Source organism: Paenibacillus sp. FSL R5-0713 (assembly GCF_037973325.1).
Taxonomy (GTDB): Bacteria; Bacillota; Bacilli; order Paenibacillales; family Paenibacillaceae; genus Paenibacillus.
This window is the reverse complement of the sequence record NZ_CP150229.1, coordinates 3,898,953-3,922,079: the sequence shown is the minus strand read 5'-3', so window position 1 is coordinate 3,922,079 and position 23,127 is coordinate 3,898,953. Positions and strand designations below refer to the sequence as shown.

General features: G+C 44.9%; 20 protein-coding genes and 1 riboswitch. Of the genes, 12 read left to right on the top strand and 8 right to left on the bottom strand.

Annotated features, from left to right (window positions below):
• Positions 1-30 precede the first annotated feature (30 nt).
• From MKZ12_RS17345 to MKZ12_RS17330, 4 genes are all read left to right on the top strand, one after another.
• Positions 31-519 carry a GNAT family N-acetyltransferase gene (locus tag MKZ12_RS17345; RefSeq protein ID WP_017688107.1) on the top strand — a complete coding sequence of 163 codons (489 nt, stop codon included), beginning with the start codon at positions 31-33 and terminating at the stop codon, positions 517-519.
• 70 nt (positions 520-589) lie between these two features.
• Complete coding sequence (locus MKZ12_RS17340; protein WP_339255812.1) at positions 590-1,363, top strand: glucose 1-dehydrogenase; 774 nt, start codon at positions 590-592, stop codon at positions 1,361-1,363.
• A 128-nt stretch (positions 1,364-1,491) separates the two neighbouring features.
• The gene (locus tag MKZ12_RS17335; protein ID WP_339255810.1) at positions 1,492-2,382 is read left to right on the top strand and encodes an aldo/keto reductase; all 891 of its coding nucleotides are present in this window, start codon (positions 1,492-1,494) and stop codon (positions 2,380-2,382) included.
• 635 nt (positions 2,383-3,017) lie between these two features.
• Positions 3,018-4,364, top strand: a complete 1,347-nt coding sequence (locus MKZ12_RS17330) for an amino acid permease (protein ID WP_339255808.1) — start codon at positions 3,018-3,020, stop codon at positions 4,362-4,364.
• A 2-nt stretch (positions 4,365-4,366) separates the two neighbouring features.
• Here the strand turns inward: MKZ12_RS17330 and MKZ12_RS17325 are convergent, their stop codons facing one another.
• The 6 genes from MKZ12_RS17325 to MKZ12_RS17300 form a co-directional block, all read right to left on the bottom strand.
• The gene (locus MKZ12_RS17325; RefSeq protein ID WP_339255806.1) at positions 4,367-5,128 is read right to left on the bottom strand and encodes a YqcI/YcgG family protein; all 762 of its coding nucleotides are present in this window, start codon (positions 5,126-5,128) and stop codon (positions 4,367-4,369) included.
• An 82-nt stretch (positions 5,129-5,210) separates the two neighbouring features.
• Complete coding sequence (locus MKZ12_RS17320; protein WP_339255804.1) at positions 5,211-5,837, bottom strand: LysE family transporter; 627 nt, start codon at positions 5,835-5,837, stop codon at positions 5,211-5,213.
• A gap of 138 nt (positions 5,838-5,975) precedes the next feature.
• Complete coding sequence (locus MKZ12_RS17315) at positions 5,976-6,584, bottom strand: urea carboxylase-associated family protein (RefSeq protein ID WP_339255802.1); 609 nt, start codon at positions 6,582-6,584, stop codon at positions 5,976-5,978.
• A gap of 54 nt (positions 6,585-6,638) precedes the next feature.
• Positions 6,639-8,135, bottom strand: coding sequence for an amidase (locus tag MKZ12_RS17310; protein ID WP_339255800.1), 1,497 nt, complete (start codon positions 8,133-8,135; stop codon positions 6,639-6,641).
• A 330-nt stretch (positions 8,136-8,465) separates the two neighbouring features.
• Positions 8,466-9,446: a DMT family transporter gene (locus tag MKZ12_RS17305; RefSeq protein WP_339255799.1), complete on the bottom strand. Its 981-nt coding sequence runs from the start codon at positions 9,444-9,446 to the stop codon at positions 8,466-8,468.
• A 144-nt stretch (positions 9,447-9,590) separates the two neighbouring features.
• Positions 9,591-9,744: riboswitch (FMN riboswitch) on the bottom strand.
• An 84-nt stretch (positions 9,745-9,828) separates the two neighbouring features.
• Positions 9,829-10,329 (bottom strand): DinB family protein, encoded by a 501-nt coding sequence (locus MKZ12_RS17300; RefSeq protein ID WP_339255797.1) that lies wholly within the window; start codon positions 10,327-10,329, stop codon positions 9,829-9,831.
• A gap of 144 nt (positions 10,330-10,473) precedes the next feature.
• On the opposite strand from MKZ12_RS17300, the gene MKZ12_RS17295 reads away from it, so the two are divergent.
• The 5 genes from MKZ12_RS17295 to MKZ12_RS17275 all read left to right on the top strand — a co-directional run bounded on the left by MKZ12_RS17295 (position 10,474) and on the right by MKZ12_RS17275 (position 16,785).
• Positions 10,474-11,025 (top strand): CGNR zinc finger domain-containing protein, encoded by a 552-nt coding sequence (locus MKZ12_RS17295; protein WP_339255795.1) that lies wholly within the window; start codon positions 10,474-10,476, stop codon positions 11,023-11,025.
• Between the two features lie 111 nt (positions 11,026-11,136).
• Positions 11,137-12,513, top strand: coding sequence for an amidohydrolase family protein (locus MKZ12_RS17290; protein WP_339234388.1), 1,377 nt, complete (start codon positions 11,137-11,139; stop codon positions 12,511-12,513).
• A 522-nt stretch (positions 12,514-13,035) separates the two neighbouring features.
• Positions 13,036-14,472, top strand: coding sequence for an amino acid permease (locus MKZ12_RS17285; protein WP_339255793.1), 1,437 nt, complete (start codon positions 13,036-13,038; stop codon positions 14,470-14,472).
• 261 nt (positions 14,473-14,733) lie between these two features.
• Positions 14,734-15,813, top strand: coding sequence for a hypothetical protein (locus tag MKZ12_RS17280; protein WP_339255791.1), 1,080 nt, complete (start codon positions 14,734-14,736; stop codon positions 15,811-15,813).
• Positions 15,814-15,864: 51 nt separating this feature from the next.
• Positions 15,865-16,785: a tyrosine-type recombinase/integrase gene (locus MKZ12_RS17275; RefSeq protein ID WP_339255789.1), complete on the top strand. Its 921-nt coding sequence runs from the start codon at positions 15,865-15,867 to the stop codon at positions 16,783-16,785.
• 284 nt (positions 16,786-17,069) lie between these two features.
• Here MKZ12_RS17275 and MKZ12_RS17270 read toward each other — a convergent pair whose 3' ends face one another.
• Entirely contained in the window at positions 17,070-17,999 is a 930-nt protein-coding gene (locus MKZ12_RS17270; RefSeq protein WP_253437053.1) for an L-lactate dehydrogenase, read from the bottom strand.
• A gap of 336 nt (positions 18,000-18,335) precedes the next feature.
• Here MKZ12_RS17270 and MKZ12_RS17265 point away from each other — a divergent pair, with 336 nt between their 5' ends.
• Both MKZ12_RS17265 and MKZ12_RS17260 read left to right on the top strand, forming a co-directional pair.
• The gene (locus MKZ12_RS17265) at positions 18,336-19,613 is read left to right on the top strand and encodes a YCF48-related protein (protein WP_339255788.1); all 1,278 of its coding nucleotides are present in this window, start codon (positions 18,336-18,338) and stop codon (positions 19,611-19,613) included.
• Between the two features lie 148 nt (positions 19,614-19,761).
• Positions 19,762-19,971 (top strand): hypothetical protein, encoded by a 210-nt coding sequence (locus MKZ12_RS17260; RefSeq protein ID WP_339234377.1) that lies wholly within the window; start codon positions 19,762-19,764, stop codon positions 19,969-19,971.
• Positions 19,972-20,037: 66 nt separating this feature from the next.
• Here the strand turns inward: MKZ12_RS17260 and MKZ12_RS17255 are convergent, their stop codons facing one another.
• Positions 20,038-20,883 carry an MBL fold metallo-hydrolase gene (locus MKZ12_RS17255; RefSeq protein WP_339255787.1) on the bottom strand — a complete coding sequence of 282 codons (846 nt, stop codon included), beginning with the start codon at positions 20,881-20,883 and terminating at the stop codon, positions 20,038-20,040.
• Positions 20,884-21,331: 448 nt separating this feature from the next.
• On the opposite strand from MKZ12_RS17255, the gene MKZ12_RS17250 reads away from it, so the two are divergent.
• The gene (locus tag MKZ12_RS17250) at positions 21,332-23,125 is read left to right on the top strand and encodes a serine hydrolase domain-containing protein (RefSeq protein ID WP_339255785.1); all 1,794 of its coding nucleotides are present in this window, start codon (positions 21,332-21,334) and stop codon (positions 23,123-23,125) included.
• The last annotated feature ends 2 nt before the right edge of the window (positions 23,126-23,127 follow it).

Below are 23,127 nucleotides of genomic sequence, written 5' to 3'. Positions count from 1 at the left end.
AGTATACGTAGAGCAGAGGAGGTGAACCGGATGAATATGAAAATAGAGCTGGTTCCCCGTGAACGCAGTCAGGTGATTCGGCATTTAATGCAATTTTATCTCTATGATTTTACCAAATATCTGAATATTGATGTGGACAGTAACGGCATTTTTCCTGAATATCCCGGTCTAGAGGCATTCTGGACAGAAGAAGACCGCAAATTTCCTTTTTTGATTACAAGTGATGGGGCACCTGCAGGGTTTGCTCTGGTGGAGAAATTGGAACCTGGAAGCAAGGATAATGACTACTATTTGACTGAGTTTTTTGTGATGCAAAAATATCGGCGCAGTGGCGTGGGCACTCGGGCAGCCTATGAGTTGTTTAAACGTTTTCCAGGAAGGTGGAAAGTGACTCAGGTTCGTAACAATGTCATTGCACAGGCGTTTTGGCGAAAAATTATAGGAGATTATACGGGAGGCCGTTTTCGAGAGAAATTCCATCCGGAACTGGGTAATCCAAGCCAGTATTTTGTAACCTGATCCCAATCGGGATTTACTTACATATAAAGCATTCTGCTTAAATGAAGAATTTAATGAAGGAGTGAGTCACATGAACGTACCCAAATTCCATCTCGATGGACAGACAGCACTGGTGACAGGTGCAGGGAGAGGGATCGGAAAAGCAATTGCGATTGGACTTGCCCAGTCAGGCAGTGACGTTGTACTTGTATCCCGAACAATGAAAGAAATTGAGGACACAGCCGCTTACATTTATGAACAGACAGGGCGTAAAGCGCTCGCTCTAACTGCAGACGTGACTTCAAGAGAACAAATGGAAGAGACGTTTCAAGAGGCGATCTCGGAGATGGGGAGTCTTGACATTCTGGTGAATAACGCAGGTATGAACATACGGACACCAGCACTTGAAGTTACGGACGAGCAGTGGGAAACCATCATGCAGACAAACTTAAAATCCGCTTTCTTTGCTTCGCAATTGGCGGGTCAGCATATGAAGGAGCGCGAGGGTGGGAAGATCATCAATATCTCTTCGGTAGGCGGCCACACAGCTCTACGAACAGGTGTCGTATATGGTGCGACCAAAGCTGCATTGATTCATATGACCAAAGTTCTCGCATTGGAATGGGGGAAATATGGCATCCGTGTCAATTCAGTGGGACCATGGTATTTCCGAACACCGCTGACCGAAAAACTGCTGGATGATCCACAGTATTTACAGGAAATTGTGAGCCGCACACCGCTACAGCGAGTGGGTGAACTGGAAGAAGTGGTAGGGCCGGTTGTGTTCCTAGCATCAGATGCAGCCGGATATATAACGGGTCAAACGTTGTTGGTTGACGGTGGGATGTCGATCTACGGATTTTAGATGAGTTAAGTTGGTAAGAGTCTGAAAAAGTGGGTGGCATCACCAACACATGGGTAATAACATAAGGGATGTTAACCTATATTTCTATTTATCTGTACCCAATTCACTGAACTTGGAGGAAGATAACCATGGAAACGCGTAATTACGGAAACACAGGTATGAAAGTAAGCACACTTGGATTCGGTGGGTCGGAGATCCGGGATTCATCCAGAAGCGATGTTGAAAAATTGCTGAATAGTGCCTTGGATGCGGGATTAAATGTGATTGATACGGCTGAATGTTATGGTGATAGCGAGGAGTTAATTGGTGAGGTGTTGTCACATCGGCGCGGTGACTACTATTTGTTCACCAAATGTGGACATGCTGCCGGGATTGATGGTCCGGATTGGGATGCTAAAGTACTGACGCAGACGATTGATCGTAGTCTGAAGCGGTTGAAAACAGACTATGTGGATGTTATCCATTTGCATAGCTGTTCTGAAGAAGTTCTTCGACAAGGAGCAGTAATCGAAGTACTGCAACGTGCCAAGGAAGCAGGAAAGACCCGATTTATCGGATATAGTGGCGATACAACCGATGCGTTATATGCAATTCAGACCGGAGTATTTGATAGCCTGGAGACTTCATTAAATATAGCAGATCAGGAAGCGATTGAACTGACATTGCCCGAGGCGAGAAAGAGAAATATGGGGGTAATCGCCAAAAGGCCCATAGCTAATGTGGCCTGGACGTTTGAAACGCTCTCCGAAGAAGCATATCCTTATGTATATTGGAAGCGTTTAAGCGAGCTTAAATATGGTTTTCTGGGTGAAGATGCCCGGGCAGCGGTAGAAACTGCACTGCGTTTTACACTAAGTACGGAAGGCGTAGATACAGCGATTGTAGGAACAGCCAAGCCCAATCGCTGGCAGCAAAATGCTGACCTTGTGGCCAAAGGGCCACTACCACAGGAATTATATGATGAGATTAGAGCACGATGGAAAGAAATCGCCGGAGCAGATTGGACTGGCCGGACTTAATAAAATGCATATATTTTAGGGAGTCGCCAGTTTGGCGGCTTTTTTTATACCCTACAAAAATATTTTCAACATATGAAAAATTCACAATAGATTCGGAACAGGGCTGCGAAAACTTCAGGCAATCATGTTTAGATCAGCCTAGTCAGAAAACAGGTGAAAAAGGATAAAAGAAAAGAGATCAGTCCAAGAACGGGATGGGAACCTTTCGTTTGATAAACAAATAAATTTTTCAAAGAAGCTGGAGTTGTTGAGATCAAACGAAAAATATCAAGTCTGCGTTCGATACGAATGAAACAACAACTTTATTATAATATTTCAACATATGAAAAATTCACAATAGAAAGATCGTTTTTTCACCTTAGTTACCATATCACATAAAGTTTCGTTAACGCTCCAACATGTTTAAAAGGAGAACCGCTCCAAGCGTTAGAAGTCAACAACATTTTTTGCGAATTTTAAATAGGATTGAAAATATTCTTCAGAATGCTGTCTAAAAGTATATAGCTTATATTCATCATCAGATTAAAATAACATATTAAGTATTATGTAAACTAATAATAATTCTTTTGGCAATACGGACATAAAACCTCCATGACCTGTAAATCGTAAGGGGAACAGGTTGAAGGAGGAGCTTCATGAAAAGTCAGCAACACCGTAAAAACGACGAAGAAAAACTAAGTTGGGTAAGCCTGTCTTTATTTGGCGCGGGTTGCACACTGGGAACGGGATTTTTTCTAGGAACCAGTCTCGCGATTCATTGGGCTGGCATATCCGTGCTTATATTGTTGGTGCTGGCGGCGGCAGGGACTTACTTTGTATTTGGTGCGCTGGCACAGATGACCGCAGATGATCCAAAGGAAGGTGCTTTTCGAACCTATGCGGGCGAAGCATTCGGACGTTGGGCTGGTTTTGGTAGTGGATGGATGTATTGGTTTTCTGAAATGCTCATCATGGGCAGCTCATTGACTGCACTTGGGCTATTCTCTCAATTCTGGTTTCCCAAGATTCCGCTGTGGGCATTTGTTGCGGTCTATGCGGCTATAGGTCTGTTCATTGCAGCACTGGGAGCGAAGGGATTAACCAAAACGGAGAATATCCTTGCTGTAATTAAAATTGCTGCAACGGTTGCATTTATAGCTATAGCAGGAGCAGCTTGTCTGGGGTGGTTACCTGTAAAAGTGACGCCCGAACAATTAAAGAATGAATGGTTCCCTCATGGAGGTAAAGGGGTATGGACTGGTTTCATCTATGCATTCTTTGCTTTTGCCGGGATCGAGGTCATGGGCTTGATGGCAGCCAACCTGAAAGAACCAAAAGATGCAGTGAAATCAGGCCGAGTAATGCTATTATCGGTGAGTACACTCTATGTGATTGCCATTGCATTGATCCTATTTATTGTGCCTTCTGCTCAATTGACCCCGGATGAAAGTCCTCTGGTCAAAGCCATGTCAACCATTGGGTTAACCGTAGTAGTTCACATTCTCAACGGAATTCTGATTATTGCCGGATTCTCGACAATGGTGGCTTCGCTATATGCCATTACGTCCATGTTGGTGAAACTCGCAGAAGATGGAGATGCACCTAAGCTGTTCACGAAGACCTGGGGGAAAAAGGACATGCCACTTCAGGCATTGTGTTGCACAGCGGCCGGATTGCTTCTGTCTACGTTGATGGCATTATGGATGCCCAAAAGTCTTTTTGAATATGTGACGACAGCAGGTAGTCTGGTCTTGATGTATACATGGCTACTTATCTGCATCACATACATTAAGAAATTGAAGCCTGTGAAATGGAATCGCATCAAAGTATGGATTGCCATGGTATTCATTGTGGCTGCTGTGGCCGGAACAGCGATGGAAAAAGCCAGCAGAACGGGTCTGCTGGCAAGTGTGGGACTTGTCGTATTTCTTGGGATCATCACATATATTGTTCACAAAGTACGTGGCTCCAAATCGGCAGAATCTTCACCATCCAGACCTTAGGATTATTTCGTGAACTTACCTAAAGCTTGCTTCATCCGCATGAAAGGACATTTGGAAGGTGTCTGCTCATCATCAGGCAAGAAATACTGTTTCCATTCCAGATTATCCTGCTGACCATACCACATCAGTGAAGGGTGAGCAGGTACAGCATCATACGCAGCGAGACGTTTGCGAATCAAAGTTTTCATTTTACGGCCTAGAGGCGTGTTGTCGTTAATGGATTCGAATACCCATCGTGGTTGAAAGGCAAACATGAGATAAGGAAAGTGCCGACTAGCTCGGAGTTCATGTGCTGGAGTCGCACAGAAACAAAAATATGGCTCTCCGCCAAAGCAAAACTCCCATGATGAATCATGAGGATCAGTTGAAATATGTTCAGGCCACGGCTCGGTATCGTGTGAACTTACCCGATTAAGCATTTGCCAGAATAACGTCTGATATTGCTCTACCGTTGTATGCTCTTTCAGATCATTTGGCGTATCACAGATCACAACCATCGAAGCGTATTGACCGGTATCTCTGGAAATAGGACCATACTGTCTGAGCAGATCGGCCATATCTACAGCAGCCTGTTCTGAACGAGGGTCACACGTAAAGCCGTATCTCAAATGTCCTGACAGAAATCCCATTCGTCCAGGTACACACGGATACGTGTTATTTTCATCGGCGATCATCTTGGCAAATTGCGAATAAGCGTCCTGCTGCCAAGATGGAAGACGCTCATATAAATTATTTATTTCGTCGGCACTATACAGCTCCGCCATGAATACCCAACTCCATTCCACATGATACCGTTACAGTATTAATGTGGGGGAAGTTGGGTGACTGTCCAGCCTGATTTTATTGTCAGAAAAAAATGGAACGCACGGCTTCGTACCCGAAATACAAACCAAATCCGATCAGGCAGATTCCCGAAATGATGGAGATCCAGCGCAATACATTCTCACTACTGTGTTTGTGGAATCGGCTGGCCATGCCAGCCATAATGACATCCCACACCAGGATACCGATGAATATGCCTGAACTGTAGAGCAGCAAATGGGCCGTGTCGGTATGCTTCACAGTCGTCGCAAGAATGGAGCCGTAGATCCCGAGCCAAAACAAAATATTTAGTGGATTGGACAGGGCCATCAAAAAGCCGGATATAAAAGATTTCTGAACAGTGGCCTCTGCAGTAGATGTACCTTGAATCCCCTGTTTCAGCTTCGAGAGCGTTTCCACTCCCGTGTAAATTAGAATAAAACTACCAAATGACCAGAGAAAAGAGCGCATGAACGGCGTGTCCAGAAAATGGGCAACCCCAAAGTAAATCAGCAGCATATACACCAGATCCGCAAACATGGCACCGAGCCCCAAAATCCATGCATGCATGAATCCATGTCGGGCTCCACGGTCGAGTTGGGCGGCGTTAATCGGACCGATTGGAGCGGACAATGATATTCCCAGAATAATATAACTGAACAGTACAGACATAAACACGTTCACTCCTTAACGGGTTCGATGAATTGTACCAGTCGTCACAGAACATGGGTACAAGTCATCGTATTCCCGCAAGGAGTGAATTAGAACAAGCTGCTTTTTATCGTATTGTATCAAGGCCTTGTTATTCTGTTAAAGTTCCACATCCAATTGGATTGGGGTGCAGTTGTAGCCGTTGCAAGAGCTTTCTTCACAAGGACAAGCGGAGAGCCCAATCGTGAGATCCATTAATGCCTCCATCTCGATATAATCCCCCGCACGAGAATCGGGAGCTACAACATCAATCTTGCCTTCACTGTCTACAACGGACTTCATAAACAAATTAAAGGGATAGTGTTGATCCGGTGGTAAGATCCCAAAGGGTTCCAGTGCCGTGTTCAGATTGTGGTAACAACTGGCGTGATCCTTTTTATCGTATAACACCTCATACATCTCTGGACGACAAGCGGAGTTGAAGAAATCATGTACCCCAACGGTGTCACGGACAATCTTGAGTATTGGTTGATATTGATTGGAATACACATACTGTCCCGGTTTAATTCGGTAAGTACGCAATACGTCCATGGTCACACCGGGGTCCAAGCGATGGTTGGCATCTGTAGCATCGTACGCCACAAAATCAATAACTTGTTGTCCCTCAAGATCCGTTATGCGTAGTAAGGAACCTTTGCTTACTTTCAGAGCATATCCCGTTTTGGCAGGGATACGATAAGACTGTTTATGGCGCTGATTCGTATTCATCCGTCACATTCCTCCGCTACTTTTTGTTTTCAGTATGCGGAGCAGATGAAGTTTTCATGCTGGAAAAAGTGGATTACCTTTCATCCCGATCCAGAGGTCTGATTGTTCAAGCTGTGCAGCCAGATGTAATAACCAATCTTCACGTCCCTTGGTTGCCATCACTTGAACACCCATTGGCAAACCTTCAGGTGTGAGATGCAGAGGTACACTTATCGCAGGTTGGCCGGTCAGATTCGCAAGCTGGGTGAAAGGTGTATACGTAAGACTGGGCTCAAACATTTCATAGATGAGTTGTTGCTGCTGGGTCTTGTCCAATTCACTAATTCGCATCAGATTATGGATCTGTTCGTCGTGAGGTGTTAATTCTCCAATCTTAGGCGCAGAAAAAGCATTAACAGGTGTGACGTAGAAGTCATAACGTTCAAACAAGATAGACATCTGAGCTGCGGCTACATCCCATTCAGCTAAACTATGTACAAATTCTGCTGCGGACACCTTTTTGCCAGCTTCAGCCAGAACCCAGGATTCAATCTCCATATCATCGGAGGTCAGAGCACGGCCCATGGAGCGTTCCATGGAAGAGATCATCGCGGCCATCTCTCCACTGTTCATCATGTAATAGTTCTCCATTAATCTGACGCCGTTGACTGGACTCAGCTTTTCTTCAACATGATGACCTTGTTCTTCCAACCAGCGAACGAGCTTGAATACAGACTCCTTGGCTTCTGGACTGACGGGTGTACCTACGGGCGAATCGGTTGTGTATGCAATTTTCAGTTTGCGTTGATGTGGATAGCTCATATCTGCCAAGTAACTGCCTGGAAAGAGTGGCGCATGAAACGCAGCTTCAGGCTGTATGACTTGTAAAGTATCCAGCAATGCAGCACTGTCCCGAACCGAGCGAGAGAGGGCAAAATCAATCGATGCGCCTTGCCATTGACGACCAACTCCCGGTCCTACAGGTGTGCGCCCGCGGGTTGGCTTCAATCCAAACAATCCGCTAAAGGAAGCCGGGATACGAATCGAACCGCCTCCGTCACTGGCTCCAGCCAGGGGAACAATACCCGAAGCTACAGCGGCAGCGGCACCACCGCTTGATCCACCTGGAGAGTGATTGATATTCCAGGGATTGCGACTTGGGCCATGGAGGCGGGGCTCCGTAATATTTTTCAAGCCAAACTCGGGCGTGTTCGTATGTCCTATGATGATAAAACCCGCATCACGGAGTCGAGTGACAAAATTGGAATTGCGTAATGCCCGATGCTCGCTGAACAGACGGGAGCCTGAAGTCAGAAATTCACCTTCCAAGGATTGCGAGATATCTTTCAGGAGCAGGGGCACACCGGCAAAAGGTTGTTCTCCAGGGCGAACCAAGCTTGCTTCCTCCCGTGCGCGAGTTTCGTATGTACGAATAACCGCATTGAGTTGCGGATTCACTTCTTCAAGGCGTGCAAACGCCGCTTCCAGCAATTCAACCGGGGATACTTCCCGGGATCGGATCAGTTCAGCCAAACCTACGGCGTCGTAGGAGGTATATGAGAATGAAGACATTATGATCGTTCCTCTCTGAATATAATTCATCTGTTTATTCCATATGTCATCGTACCACCGGATTGGACAAAAGACAAAACATAGAAGAGACGTAGTGCAATGATTTGCATATTCGATATGAGGTTGAAGGGAAAAGAGGGGAGGAGTTTCGATATCAGTTGCGATATCGAATAAAATAGGGGGTTAGTAGCTCGTATTACTCATTGAGAAAATGATCTAGTCATATCAATGGAGTGGAAATGAAAAAGCCATTGCTCATCTAATCCGATGTACAATGGCTTTCTTTTAATATTTGATAATTATTGATCTATATGTGATGCGGATATTACCTTACTCTGTTCGCAGCTTTGGTGCGGCATCGGCCACAGTGGATGATCTTTCTTGCTGTTTGGAAATGGCAAAGAGGGCAACCCAGATCAAGATGAAACCAAGCAACTGCTCCCATGTAATCAGTGTACGGAAAGCAATCCAGTTCACCAACACACCTGCCATCGGGAAGCTAAGCTCTGCGAGTGTTGCAACAGAAGCTTTGGTTGACGACAGACCTTTGTAATACAGCAGAAGACTTAGCAGACCTGGTAACAATGCCTGACCAAGAATATTGAGGATAACAGCAGTCTGTTCACCCGTTCCGGACGGAAATGTCCATGCTGCACCTTCGTTCCACGTCATAAAAATAAGGAGCGGGAGCGCAACGACAAAGCGAAGGGAGGTGACGGTTTCGTAACTCGCCTGTCCCAGCATCAATCGTCCCATAACGGTTGAACCTCCCCATAAGGCAGCAGCCCCAAGGGATAACAAGCTTCCAGCATGAATCCAGTTGTCCCAGTTACCTAATGGCAATGTGAAGCCGAATGTGAGCAGATACGTTCCTGCTAATGCGATGAAGAACAATCCACCGAAGCGACGTGGTAACGTCTCTTTCAATAACAGCTTAGCCAGCACGATAGCGAAGAGTGGTTGCATTTTTTGCAATAAAAGAACCGTGTTCGGATCATTATGAGTAAGTGCCATGGTGAACAACACCGTTGCGAGAGCTGAACCTCCCCATGAGATAAAGATCACGGCAATCCAGTGGCGAGCACGCAGGTTTTTCAGATCAGCCCGAAATTTCCACAGCACAGGAATGGCGATCAGACTGACAATGATATGTTCCACCAGTACAATCTGCGTGGATGTCATCGTATTTAGCAAAATAATGCGGAAGAGTGGGTCGACCCCCCATAAAGCGGCGCCGAGAACTACAAGCCAGAATCCGGTATTACTTCGTTCCTTGCGGTAAACAGGTGATGCTGCTGATGTCTTTTCCATATTCAGGACTCCTTCGTCAGAACACGGAATCTTCAGTTGGCAAAATCGACAAAAGCCCCCGTTTTGGTATATACCAAATAAACGGGGGCTCATCCAAGGACATGCGTCAGGAAAGAGGCCTTCCCGTGAACGGCATGTCAATGTGTTGATCTTCTCTCATCCGGACTGTACCGTCGGCCTTGGATTCACACCAAGTCAGTCGCTAAATGTCCTTTGTTAAGAACAAATAGCGAGTCGCGGGCTGGTTCCGAAGAACATCACCGCCGGTTGGGAATCGCACCCTACCCCGAAGATCCTATTCAATTATATAGTGGGTTGAACAAGCTGTAACATTAATAAGTTCATCTTATTCCTGTAAGCGCTAGCAGTTCAAGCATTTTTTTTAGAAAACGATTTTCCAGCTTCCTTGCTGTCTGCGAAGCAGCACAATCTGTCCTGCGTGATAGGCATCGTGAAGTATCCAGCGGGCAAGTTCGTGTGCCCATTTCTCTTCAGAGTCCATATAAGCAGCTTCAAGGTCTGACTCTTCAAGTGCAGCCAATTGATCTCGCAACTGTTGGGCTAATCGAGTTGTACTCTTCATCAGTGTATTCCATCCGGCTTCATCCGTTGCATCCCCAGGATTGCCAAATGTGTATTCATTGGAGTCTACAGCAGGAAGGGTAGGTTCTTTACCTTGCATGCGACATAATAAGCGATGATTGTAATAATACATATGGTTAACCAACTGCCAGATGCTTAATCCTCCTGAGGGTGGAATCCAGGCGGCTTGCTCTGCTGTAAGACCTTCCAAAGACTTCGACAAAGGTACAATCCAATTGCATTGATCCCATGTATCATCCTTTTGAATCAGTAACACATCTAATGCTGTTGTTTTCGTCATTGCCGTTCCTCCTTAAGTATTATTGTGATGTGTGACGTAACTAGCTAAAACTGATTAATGAGGTTACACTTAATATAACACATCAAAGACAGAGTGTAACCACCTTTATTGAATTAAGATGGTTACACTAAACGGAGGTAGACAATGGACAGACTTTGGACTGATTTTGTAAACAGCGATTATCACGATTGGCGTGGGGGAGATCGATCGGAGGACAGGCTCGGGAAGGCGAACTGGCAGCGAGATTTTCTGGATCGATGGCAACTTCAGGCTTCTGTTCCTGCTTCTCCAGAAGATGAGTTATTGATGAGAGACTTCAGGAATGAATTGATGGCTCTTGGAGCCCGCTTGTCTTCTGGAGCATCATTAACGGATGAAGAACAACAATGGCTGAATGATGTTATGGAAGCAGGGTATGTAAAAAGAACATTGACTACAATTGATCAGGGACTGAAACTCCAACTAATAGCTGTAGAAGCTCATTGGCAACAGGTTATGGCTGAGGTAGCTGCTGACTTTGCAACAACGTTGGTGGAGGGAGAAGGGGGCAGAATTCGGATCTGTGATAATTCGGATTGCCGCTGGATGTTCTATGATGATACCCGAAGCAGAACTCAGAAGTACTGTGATGATAAGATGTGCGGCAACCTGATGAAGGTCAGAAGATTTCGAGCCAAACGCAAAACCCAAAATTGAAAAATATTAACAACAGCTATATAATGTATATATACTAGCGAAATAATAGTCAGAAGCAGTACGGGTTCGTATGCAGGATGTAATCGTCTTTCAAACCAAAATAGATGGGAGATGTGTCTTGTGAAGACTAGTTATCTGTTGAAAAATGGCTGCGTGTTGTCGATGGATGCACGGATTGGACAGTATAAAAGGGCGGACGTTCTAATTCAGGATTCATTAATCATGGCGATTCAACCCGATCTGGATATTCCGGATGTGGAGGTCATCGATGCTTCATCCATGATTATTATGCCTGGGCTGGTGGATACACATCGGCATATGTGGGAATCACTGGTCAAAACAGCGGGAACCAATTGGTCATTGCCTGTTTATTTGCAGAATCTCTATTATGGTGCGATGGGAAGCAAGCTCCGCCCACAGGATAGTTATATTGCTAACCTGCTCGGTTCCTTGGAAGCGCTTAATGCAGGTGTTACGACAGTGTTGGATTGGAGCATGCCGTATTCCTCAGACCATACGGATGAACTGATTCGTGGTCTTCAGGATGCGGGGATTCGGGCAGTATTTGCTCACGGAGTTCCTGGTGAGACGAACTACTGGAACCGGGATAGTCAACTGACATATTCAAACGATGTGCGAAGAGTCAAAGAACGTTATTTTTCATCACGGGATCAATTGCTTACTTATGGGCTTGCTATTCGTGGTCCAGAGTTCAGTCATTGGGATACAACGGTAAAAGAGATCGAGCTGGCCCAAGAACTGGATGCCATCTGTTCCATGCACGCCGGATTTGGCAGCTGGGGATCGGTAGATCGCTCGGTTAGTCACATGTATGAAGCGGGGTTATTAAGTCCTCGAGTAAATATTGTTCATGGTAACACCATGGGGATGGATGAATATAAAATGTTGGCGGATAGCGGTGCTTCCCTGTCGGTCACACCTGAGGTTGAAATGATGATGGGTCATGGATACCCGGCCACCGGCTATTTTCTTGAACATGGGGGAACCCCTACACTAGGTGTAGATGTTGTCACGTCCACAGGCGGAGATATGTTCTCGCAGATGAAGTTTGCACTTCAGGCAGAACGATCCAGAGCCAACGAACAACTTCTGCAGCAGGGTGAGATGCCAGGTGAATTGAACTTGCAGTCCAGCCAAGTACTGAGATTTGCAACTTCGGCTGGTGCACAAGCATTGGGATTGGAGCAGAAGGTCGGTACGTTGACCCCAGGAAAGGAAGCAGATCTGATCATGATTCGTACTACGGATCTGAATCTGTTCCCCGTCCATGATCCAATCGGCGCTGTCGTTCAGTTCGCCAATCCTTCCAATGTGGATACGGTCTTTGTAGCAGGTAAACTCGTGAAGCGAGAGGGTAAGCTGCTCCATGTTGATTTGGACGCCATTCGTCATACCGCGATGCAGAGCCAAGAATATTTGTTATCCCAGTACCGGATGTCAGACGCGGAGAGAATTGCTTTTTCCTGATTCGCTTTTTCATAAAAGCCAAGAAATAGTTACTTCGTATTTTTATATACACCTCTAGCTGTATAAAGAGGAAAGGAAGAGCCATATCATGCGATGTGGCTCTTTTACATGCTTGCATATCGTCGAATTAGACAGGATAACGGAGGAAGGGACAGCGGAAAAAGACGAAAAAAGCTCTCATTCTCTTGGATTCATATAACAGAGGGTTATAGATGATTTACTTAGAAAATAAGGCTCATAAAAACTGCGCATAATATAAATTATACGCAGTTTTGTTTTAAATCGATTTTCATATTCAATCCTGTGCAACAGTTCATGATAATTTTCGCGAAAAAAGAACAAAATAAGAGATCCTTAAAAATAAATTTAACCAAGCAACGCGATAACGTGTAGAATTCGATAGGTTTTTATAGGTGATCGATAAGATAGAACAAATGACTTTTTCATAGAACAGATGGGAAACCATTTAATCTCTGCTGCATCCATAGCACATTCAAGATTCATGACGAGAGGAACATGACTATGCGTGAGAACAAACATCGATCTTCATTATTTCGTAAAAAACCAATTGCTTCGGAGGGAGATAACAGCAGTGCATTAAAACGGGCGCTCGGCCCCTTGGACTTAACCACACTTGGGGTAGGTGCAATTATTGGTACCGGGATTTTTGTGCTGACCGGTGTAGCTGCCGCAACGTATGCTGGCCCGGGTCTTGTACTGTCATTCTTGCTGGCAGGTATCATATGTGCCTTCGCTGCATTGTGTTACTCGGAGTTTGCCTCAAGCATACCGGCATCGGGTAGTGCGTACACGTATAGTTATACGGCTTTTGGTGAAGTGATTGCCTGGATTCTGGGATGGGATCTGATATTGGAGTATGGATTCGCCAGTGCGGCGGTAGCCAGCGGATGGTCGGGATATTTCCAAACGTTATTGTCCGGATTTGGATTGGAGTTACCACATGTACTGACGAGTGCGTTCAGCCCGGAGAAGGGAACTTATTTTGACATTACGGCTGCGGTCATTACGTTAATTATTACCTTCCTGCTAACCCGAGGGGTGAAGGAGGCGGCTCGTGCGAACGGCATCATGGTTGCGATTAAAATTATCGTGGTGTTGATCTTTATTGGTGTGGGTGTCTTCTATGTAGAGCCAACCAACTGGCAGCCATTCTTGCCCTTTGGTATCTCAGGCGTAACTGCGGGAGCAGCAACCGTATTCTTTGCTTATATCGGATTTGATGCGGTCTCCACAGCTGCAGAAGAGGTTAAGCGGCCACAACGGGATTTGCCGATTGGAATTATTGCGTCACTGGCGATCTGTACCGTGCTCTACATCGTTGTATCATTGATTCTCACAGGGATCGTGCCGTATAACATGTTGAATGTAAGTGATCCGGTGGCGTTTGCATTTGAATTTGTTCAATTAAAGGGATTATCCTGGATTGTATCTCTTGGAGCGATTGCGGGCATTACGACGGTATTGCTGGTCATGATGTATGGCCAGACACGTCTGCTCTATTCCATGTCTCGTGATGGACTGCTGTCTCCCGTTTTCTCCAAAGTTAGTGGCAAGAGTCAGACACCAGCTGTTGGGACATGGGTTGCGGGCATTATCGTGGCTCTGTTCTCCGGGTTCATCTCGCTGGGACACTTGGCAGAACTTACGAACATCGGAACGTTGTTTGCTTTTGCAGTCGTAAGTCTGGGTATTATCGTGTTGCGTAAAAATAACCCGAATCTCAAACGAGGCTTCCGCGTTCCACTTGTGCCGCTGATTCCGATTCTGAGTGCCTTGGGCTGTGTATACTTGATGACACGCCTTGCGGCTCTGACATGGATTACGTTTTTTGCCTGGTTGATCATCGGGTTGATTATCTACTTTGCGTATGGACGCCATTATAGTCATCTGAATCCGGCACGCCGAATCTCCAGTGCTATGAGAGCGAAGGATAAGTAAAGTAAAGTCGAGAACAGATTAAATCGAGAAATATCTTCTAGTTTCCTCATTTTGTATCGCTTAGGCGAAACGGGATGGGGATTTTTTATATAGAAGGACAAAGGGAGATAACAGCCGGAGAAGGTTGGTATTTCCTTCATATATGGGTAAGTATTAAGGGGCATGATTAACATAATTAGGGAGCCGGGGTTGCGGCTAAGCCAAATATGAAATATATTTGGGGATGTGACATGCCATCAGACAGAAGAGAGGGGATGTATCATGAACACACCATTACATACGAATTCAGAGCATCAGAATGCAGCGTTTGGATTTGCCTTGGCTGACTCAACCGTACTGGCGGAGGCTCAGTTGCTTGTTTCAGATTCGAAGGCTTCACAAACCTTACAGTTGGATATAGATCCACAGCGCCTTTTGAGGGATGGACGTAAAGTATCTGTCATTGCACAACCGTTGGAATCACCCGTCAATCGACAAGACGCCCATATCATCTATGGTCAGGAGCTGGCATACGTACAATATGCAGTTAACCTGAAACCAGATAGCACGATCTCGATTGCTTCAATTGAAGGTGTTGAACAGCCTGTTCATCTGGGTTGGTCAGCATTTACAGAAGGGGAATACGAACTTCGAATCTCCCTGCATATGAAAACACCCCGTATTGCTGAAGGCACGCTCGAACCTGAGCAGATTGCCATGGTTAAGTACGCGCAGGTGATTACCGTATATATATCGCTTTTCCTGGCAGAAGCAGCGTCGTTGAATTCACCATCTCAAGCTGTATGGAGCAGAAACCATCATGTATTTGACTCCTACGGTAGAGCAGGATTTATTCTTGCTGACCTGCCTCGGCTCGCTAAGCGTGTAGAAGAACTGATTGGACCGGGTAACCATAATCTGATTGAACAATTTGCGGAAGGGGATCTGTCAGATACTTTATTAGAAGAAGGTCTGATGGCGATGGCTTGGGGCGTGACTCCCTGGTGTTATTCACTCTATTCTGCACCAGACAAGCAGTCCGCTCGAATGATAGCTGTAGACAAGCTGGGTGATGAACCTGAACGGCAAGGGATCTACTGTATGGACCCGTCCATTCAGCAATTAAGTATCGTGCCAGCGAATGAACTGGCTTACTGGCCTGCATGTGTTCAGAACGATTGGCCTGTTATCGATGTGGCAGGTGAAGGTGAGACTTTGCATATGGATCTGTATACTCAGATCTGTGAATCCGTGAATGGGCTGCATGAGAATCCATTGCCATCGTTTGTACTTACGCGCAGTCAAGGCAAACCCGAAGTGATCCTTCCGCTGATGGACGTTGTTATTGTGGAAGAAACATAGGGTTTGTGTTCAGCAGAGCCAATTTTAACCGAATCGAGGTGACGTAGACAGATGATGACTGAGGAGATCCAGGAGCAATATGCGGACGAGCTAGAAGCTTTTCACATATGGATGAAGGACGCCGGTTATACAGGCCATACGGTAAAATCATACACGGGTGACGTGGTGGAATTCCTGATCTCCATTCAAGGAAAGTCACTGGAGCAGGTCAAAAAGCTGCATGTGCTGTCTTTTCTGTCCCGTGCGCGGGAGCGTGGGGTTAGTGATGCCACGAGAAATCGCAAACATGCGGCGGTGAACTGCTTTTACAAGTCCCTCATTGAACTCGAATTGTTAACGAATAATCCGGCTTTTGGCATTAAAAAATCCAAAACTGAGAAAAACCGTGCGCCCGTTTTCCTGGATGAAAGTGGGCTGACACGTTTTCTGGAGTCGGTAGAAGGCAAGTATCGCACACGGAATCTGGCTGTTTTTCTGCTGATGGGGTATATGGGATTACGGGTTGGAGAAGTGCATGCTTTGGATTGCAAAGACTATAATGCGGAGCGGCGTACATTGGATGTATTTGGTAAAGGTCGTAAATGGCGCTCGCTACCTGTACCGGAGACCGTGGCAAACGTCTTGTCTCAAGCTATGGCTGAGCGTTTGGAACCTTGGCGACCGAAAGAGGAAGCATTGTTTGTCTCGCAAAAAGGAAAGAGACTGTCGATTCGCAGCATTCAGCTCATATCTACGGAAACCTTTGAACGCTTCCAGCAGGAATCACCAGCCAATCAGCGTCAAAACTACTCCAGTCATAAGCTGCGTCACTCCTTCGCGACCATGATGTTACGGCGCGGAGCCGACTTGCGAACGGTGCAGGAGCTGCTCGGTCACGCATCGATTCAAACGACAACTGTCTATACACATGTCACCAGTAGGGAGAAAGAAGAGGCTATGGCTCTGCTTGACGTTAAACTTCCGACATATTAAGAAATAAATAACGCTTATTTAATCTGAAGAGAAGTCTGTCCTATGGACAGGCTTTTATTTGTTTTCATGTGGAGGGGAGAATTAATAACATAATATATATTATGTTAACTTATAATTTAAATAATCATAATCATAATCATAATTATAATCAAAATCAAACCAAAGGGGACCATCTGAAGCTTCTCTCTGGAAGACTCCAATGGTCCCTTTGGGTATGACAGATATGTTAAATCACAACGGTTAACGTGCTTAATCGTTCACGACATGAATGATAAGCAGTCGGATTATTCCAAGCCAGCGATCTGTTCTTTTAATTTGTTAGCAGAAGCCTGAAAAGCCACTTTCTCGGTTTCATTCAACGGAAGAGGAAGGATCTCGCGCACACCGTTGCGATCAACAACACATGGAACGCCCAGATATACATCCGATACGCCATTGTAATCTTCAAGCAACGTGGACACGTTCAGAACGGAGCCTTCGTTGCCGAGAATTGCAGCTACAATGCGGTCCAGAGCAAGGGCGATTGCATAGGAAGTGGCCCCTTTGGCATTAATAATCTCATACGCTGCATTTTTGGTACGGTCGAAGATATCCTGCTGTGTTTCTTCATCCAATTCCAGATCTGTTCCTGCAACGTTAGCCAGGCTCCATACCGGTACTTCGGAATCACCATGCTCACCAATAATGTGGGCGTGAATACTACGTGGGTCGATCCCTTTATTCTTACCAATGAGGTAACGGAAACGTGCGCTATCGAGCAATGTACCTGAACCAATGACACGAGAAGCAGGCCATCCGCTTTGTTTCCATGAAGTATAGGACAAAATATCTACAGGATTCGTTGCAATCAACAAAATACCATGAGAATTCACTTCAGTAATACGCTCAATAATTTCTTTGAAAATGCTTGCATTTTTCTTCAGCAGATCAATCCGGGTTTCGCCTGGTTTCTGGGAGGCACCTGCTGTAATAATAATGATATCTGCATCTTTGCAGTCGGAATAATCGCCAGCCCATACTTTCACGCCTCCCGTAAACGGAAGACCGTGGTTCATATCCAGCATTTCGCCGGTTGCCTTATCATGATTCACATCCACAAATACCAACTCGGACGAACGCTGTCTCAGCATTAGCGTGTATCCCGTTGTTGTTCCCACCGCACCCATGCCTACAATCACGACACGACTTGGTTTCAATGCTGCACTATTTGTCATGTTCACATCCACTCCTTTTGGGTTATACTCCCATCCATATTAAGGGATTACAGAATAGAAAGCGAGTGTTGTCTATAAAATAGTTCACATTACATGTCTTTTTACCAATTATTCCGTCGAAAAACAGTTTAGGATGAAATTAATGGTAATTAATGTGCAACACTTAGCCCAGATCTTCAGTTGGAAAAAGGGAGTGGGCAGCCCTAGAGGGGGCAATGAGCCTTTTACACAAGGTTTGTGGTAGAATAGGAGCAGTGGATTCTGAATGAATCGTAAATATAACGCCATAGGACAGGCATGCGCGCCTGTATATTGGATGAGAGAGGTGGAACCCACTTGCGTTTGCAATGGATCAAAATCGCGCAGACAGCATTGCTGTCTATAGGTATAGCAGCCTTACTGGCTGCATGCACCGACTCAGATCAACCTCCGGAAGCAGAACCTCCGCAGCAGCAGGAGGATTCCGGGAATACAGGGCAGACATTAACTGTCGTTCCCCCTGTCAACAGTACAGAATCTGCGGATATGGCCAAGTATCAAATACAGACCCGTTTGACCGATTTTCAGTTGCTTAATGACAATGGAGGATTGGCATGGGGGGTGACGCGTAATGCGCTGCGTCTGTACTATACACAGGATCAAGGAAAGACCTGGACCAATATTTCACCTTCGGAAAATGTACAGTTTCCGGCTAACCCTCAATATGGACAAAGCATTTATTTTGTAGATCGTACGCACGGTTGGATTGTTCGCGAAGGCATGGGTGGAACAGACACCATGGTGCTTCGTACCAACAATGGGGGGGGAAGTTGGAGTCTGTCATCGCTGTCCAAGACGGATAAAGTGACTGCGATCTCCTTTGTATCTCCTGAAAAAGGATGGATTCTCACTACGGTGGATACCGCTATTGGTAAGCAGGACAAGAAACTGTACTTTACCGAAGATGGTGGAATCACTTGGAACCGGATGTCATCGAGTGATGGGGATGGTACACCGAAAGCAGAAGAGATTTCTCAGCGTGGATACACAACAGGTATGACCTTCTCCGATCCGAAGCATGGTTTCCTGACGGCGATTGAGTTCGGCACACCGAAGTTGTACGTAACGTCAGACGGTGGAGAGAACTGGGATAAAGGACCATCTTTCTTTGATCGGAATAAATTCAACGGGTGTGGTAATTTTAGTGTCAGTTCACCCCAATTTTTTGGACGTGAAGCACAGTCAGCCTGGATGTCAATGTCCTGTTCTCAAGGGGAGAGCACGACATTTAATGGTTTTTTCACTACAGATGGTGGAAAGAGCTGGAAGCTATCCAATTTTACTTTGAATAAACAAACGGGTCCGAATCGTAACCTTTCACCGGTATTTCTGAACGCTCTAGAAGGTTGGGCGATGCAAAAGGGCATAACCTACCACACCAAGGATGCGGGCAAAACATGGAGCGCTCTTCCTGCGAGCAGTGTACTGGAGAAAATTCTTGAAGACTATCCCGAGATCGTGAAGATTCAGATGATTACCTCCAAGCTAGGCTGGATATTGGTTGAGAATACAGATGCCAAAAGATCGTTGTTATTGCAAACGATGGACGGCGGTGTACATTGGAAAGTGCTTTAAAAGTAGAGTGTTATCGATGTGATTAAATATAGGGAAAGTGAGGAGCCGAAAGGTTCCTTTTCTTTTTTTGTTTAGTTTGTGAAATAAATCACAAATAAAGCTGTTAGAAAGTGATATATTTAACTCAACAAGAGAAGGAGTGATGAAGATGAGAACCAACGGTCAGACTCAATTCACGCAGGCGGATGATTTAACCAGATATATGCTTCAATTATGCTACACATGTGATGATGCCAATCGTTGTACGACAGAAGAAGCAGTGAAGGCTTGCATGGCAGAACACGCAAAGGCAGACCAGCCCGAACCAGCCGAAGGTGGAGAAGTAACTCGCGGGTTTATGGATATGATGTACGCTTAGTCATCAAAACTGATCAAAAAAAGGCTGATATATCAACGTTTTGCCCCCTGCTGGGGGCTTTTTTAATTAGTTTACGTACTTTCCATAATCCGGTATGGCAATACGGTCAAATTCATTAACCAGTTTTCTCAGACTTGTTGTTAGTAATTCACCAGACATCGGTAGTCCATGGCCAGTTACAGCAACCAATGGCTTTAAACTCTCAAGTTTAACAACAGATTGCTTTGCAGCTTCCCAATCTGTTGTTAAATAGCGAGGGGGTCCACTTATCTCCAATTCCTGATTTAATACTTTATACATATACTCTTGTTTTACAGTAGCAAAGGCGTCACCTGCGATTAATGCTCCGTCACTTTCCCTAAACAACGAAACATGACCGGGAGAATGTCCTGGGGTATGAATCCACCTAAATCCTGGCATATGGGGTACAGTTCCGTTCGGAGGTAACGTTTGTACATGACTTCCAAGGTTTATTGGTTCGTTAGGAAAAGCTGGGGACATCTTTGCTACCAAACCACCTTCAACCGTAGGGTCTGGTTCCGGGTAGCTTTTAACCCCTGTGAGGAAGGGGATCTCCAATGGATGTGCATAAACCGGAACTCCCCAGTGTTCTACGAGTTCGATCACCCCTCCTACATGATCAAAGTGTCCATGGGTCAAAATTACTGCTTTGGGCCGGCTGTTTGCACCGAAACGTTCCTCAATGACAGAAATTATTTCATTTGCTGACTTTGGCATTCCGGCATCTACTAAAACGAAATCGTCAGATTTCGGGTTACCTACTAAACAGATATTTACAATTTGAATCGTGTAGCAAAATAAATCAGGTCGTATTTCAGTCCCCACACCACTTCCCACTGAAGTTACAGGAATAAACTTGTAATCTGTACCGTAATTCAATTCTTCTTTCATTAAGCTCATCCTCCTTATCGATGTTAAATTGACTTGCTGTAGTATACCCAGAAGTTTAGAATTATCCGATTTCCGTACCCTCTCCCGCTGCCCACGACAGGGAGGAAGCTTGTTATAAAAGATCACAATCTCTGCGAATAAAACCAGATATAAGTGATACGTTCTATAACTAAATTTTTTTATTTGGAGTGAAATGTATGCGCTTTTAAATGTACTTCGCAAATATTGCAGCATGGGTTATTATAGAAATAATTAAGGTAATTTTCTCAAAATGTGGAATTGAATGTGTTGCTGAAGAGAAGACAGACTTGTTTTTGAAACATGTTACTTTTATCAATCCGGGTATTCAGTAACTCTTTGCGAAAGTAAGCTAGTATTATGGGATCTGCTCTCTGTAGCCTTTGTGGTAAAGGCACAAAAACTATAGTAGATAATAAGGGGGTAGCGAATGAAGATTAATCAAAAATATTCCTATGTTAATAAAGCAATCACTTCTGTTCTTGTACTTGTAATCATCATAATGACATGTCCGGGATCTGTGCGCGCTGAGGTAGAGCAGGTGGAGACAACACCCTCCAGAATTGCGTTATCTTCACTAGAGGAAACGATTGATTCATATGTGGCCACGAATCAAAAGAAAACCGCTGCCGTATCGGTTGTAGCTATCAAGAACGGTGAGACGATTGTGAATAAGGCCTATGGTTACGCAGATTTTGAGCAAAAGAGACAGGCAGACACCTCTACTGTATTTGAATGGGGTTCAACCTCTAAACTGTTGGTCTGGACGAGTGTTATGCAACTTGTAGAGCAGGGGAAGCTTGATTTGGATACCGATATTCAGGAATATTTACCAGAAGGGTTTCTTAAGAAGCTTGAATACGATGCTCCCATCACCCTAAGGAACCTAATGCATCATAACGCAGGGTGGGAGGATAGATTGATCGATTTATGGTATTCATCCGAGAGTGATATTGTGGAGTTAGGTGAAGCTTTACAAAAATTTGAGCCAAGGCAGATTGATCAACCTGGGAGTGTCGTTGCTTATTCAAACTATGGTACGGCTATGGCTGCTTACATCGTTGAAGTGCAAAGCGGACAACTATTTTATAAATATGTAAATGAACATATATTTAAACCGCTGAATATGAAAGAAACTTCGATGCACCCGTCACAGCATGATAATCTAAACGTCTTGAAAAAGAGAAATGAGATTCAAGGGTACACTACGAGTCTGAAACTCATCCCTAAGAACAGAGCATACATAAGCTTATACCCTGCGGGGGCCGCCATTGGCACAGCAGAGGATGCAGCTAAATTTCTCGCAGCTTTAATGCCGGTGGATCATAGCAATTTATTATTCACGAATAAGGAAACGTTAGACGAGATGCTGTCACCAAGTCTATATTATGATGGAACTTCTAATCCTCGAATTGCACATGGCTTCTTTGAAGTGGAGTACTGGGTGCCTGCACTTGAACACGCTGGAAGTACGGCGGGATTTACAAGTAAATTTGTTATTGACCCGGAGTCTAAATTTGGGTTAGTGGTCATGACAAACCAGTCAAATGAAATGGCTTATAGCGTTGGTCTTGTCCAAAAAGTGTTTGGAAGTAGCTTCAGTACAAATTCGGTTACATCTGAGAGTGGAGGATATTATCTGCCTGCGCGACGGGTCGTTTCCGGTTTTACGAAGGCATATTCGATGTTAAGTCTGCAGAAGTATACAACATTTGACCTTAGTAACTTTGCAAATGTTGTTGAGCGTAACGGGACTATTGAGAAGGTCTCCATTCCTTATAATGACTTTTTGCCCGTATCCAACTTGACGATAAACTTGATCAAAGCATCTTTTATTGCGCTTGCAGTAGCCATCCTGCTCAGTTTGAGAGCGATAATTGGCTATTTTATTAGGTTATCCAAATACAAGTTAAAAAACTGGGAAAGACCCGGTACAGGCTTTGATAAGTATCATATTGCTATTAATATTGCCAGTTTAGCATTGATTTTAAATACGACCCTATTGTTCATGCGAGCCTTAGGCTTTGCCCCCTATTCTTCATTACGCGTACATCTCATCTTAAACCTGGTTTATGTGATTCTAGCAGCGGCGTACCTTGTCTTGATGTTCTACAAACTCCTGAAGAGAAGTTACAGAAACAAGCAAAAGGCGGTATACATCATGTCTGGCATATCTGCTTTCCTGTTTGCTACTTTTATTATGGGATGGGATTTGTACTTTTAGAG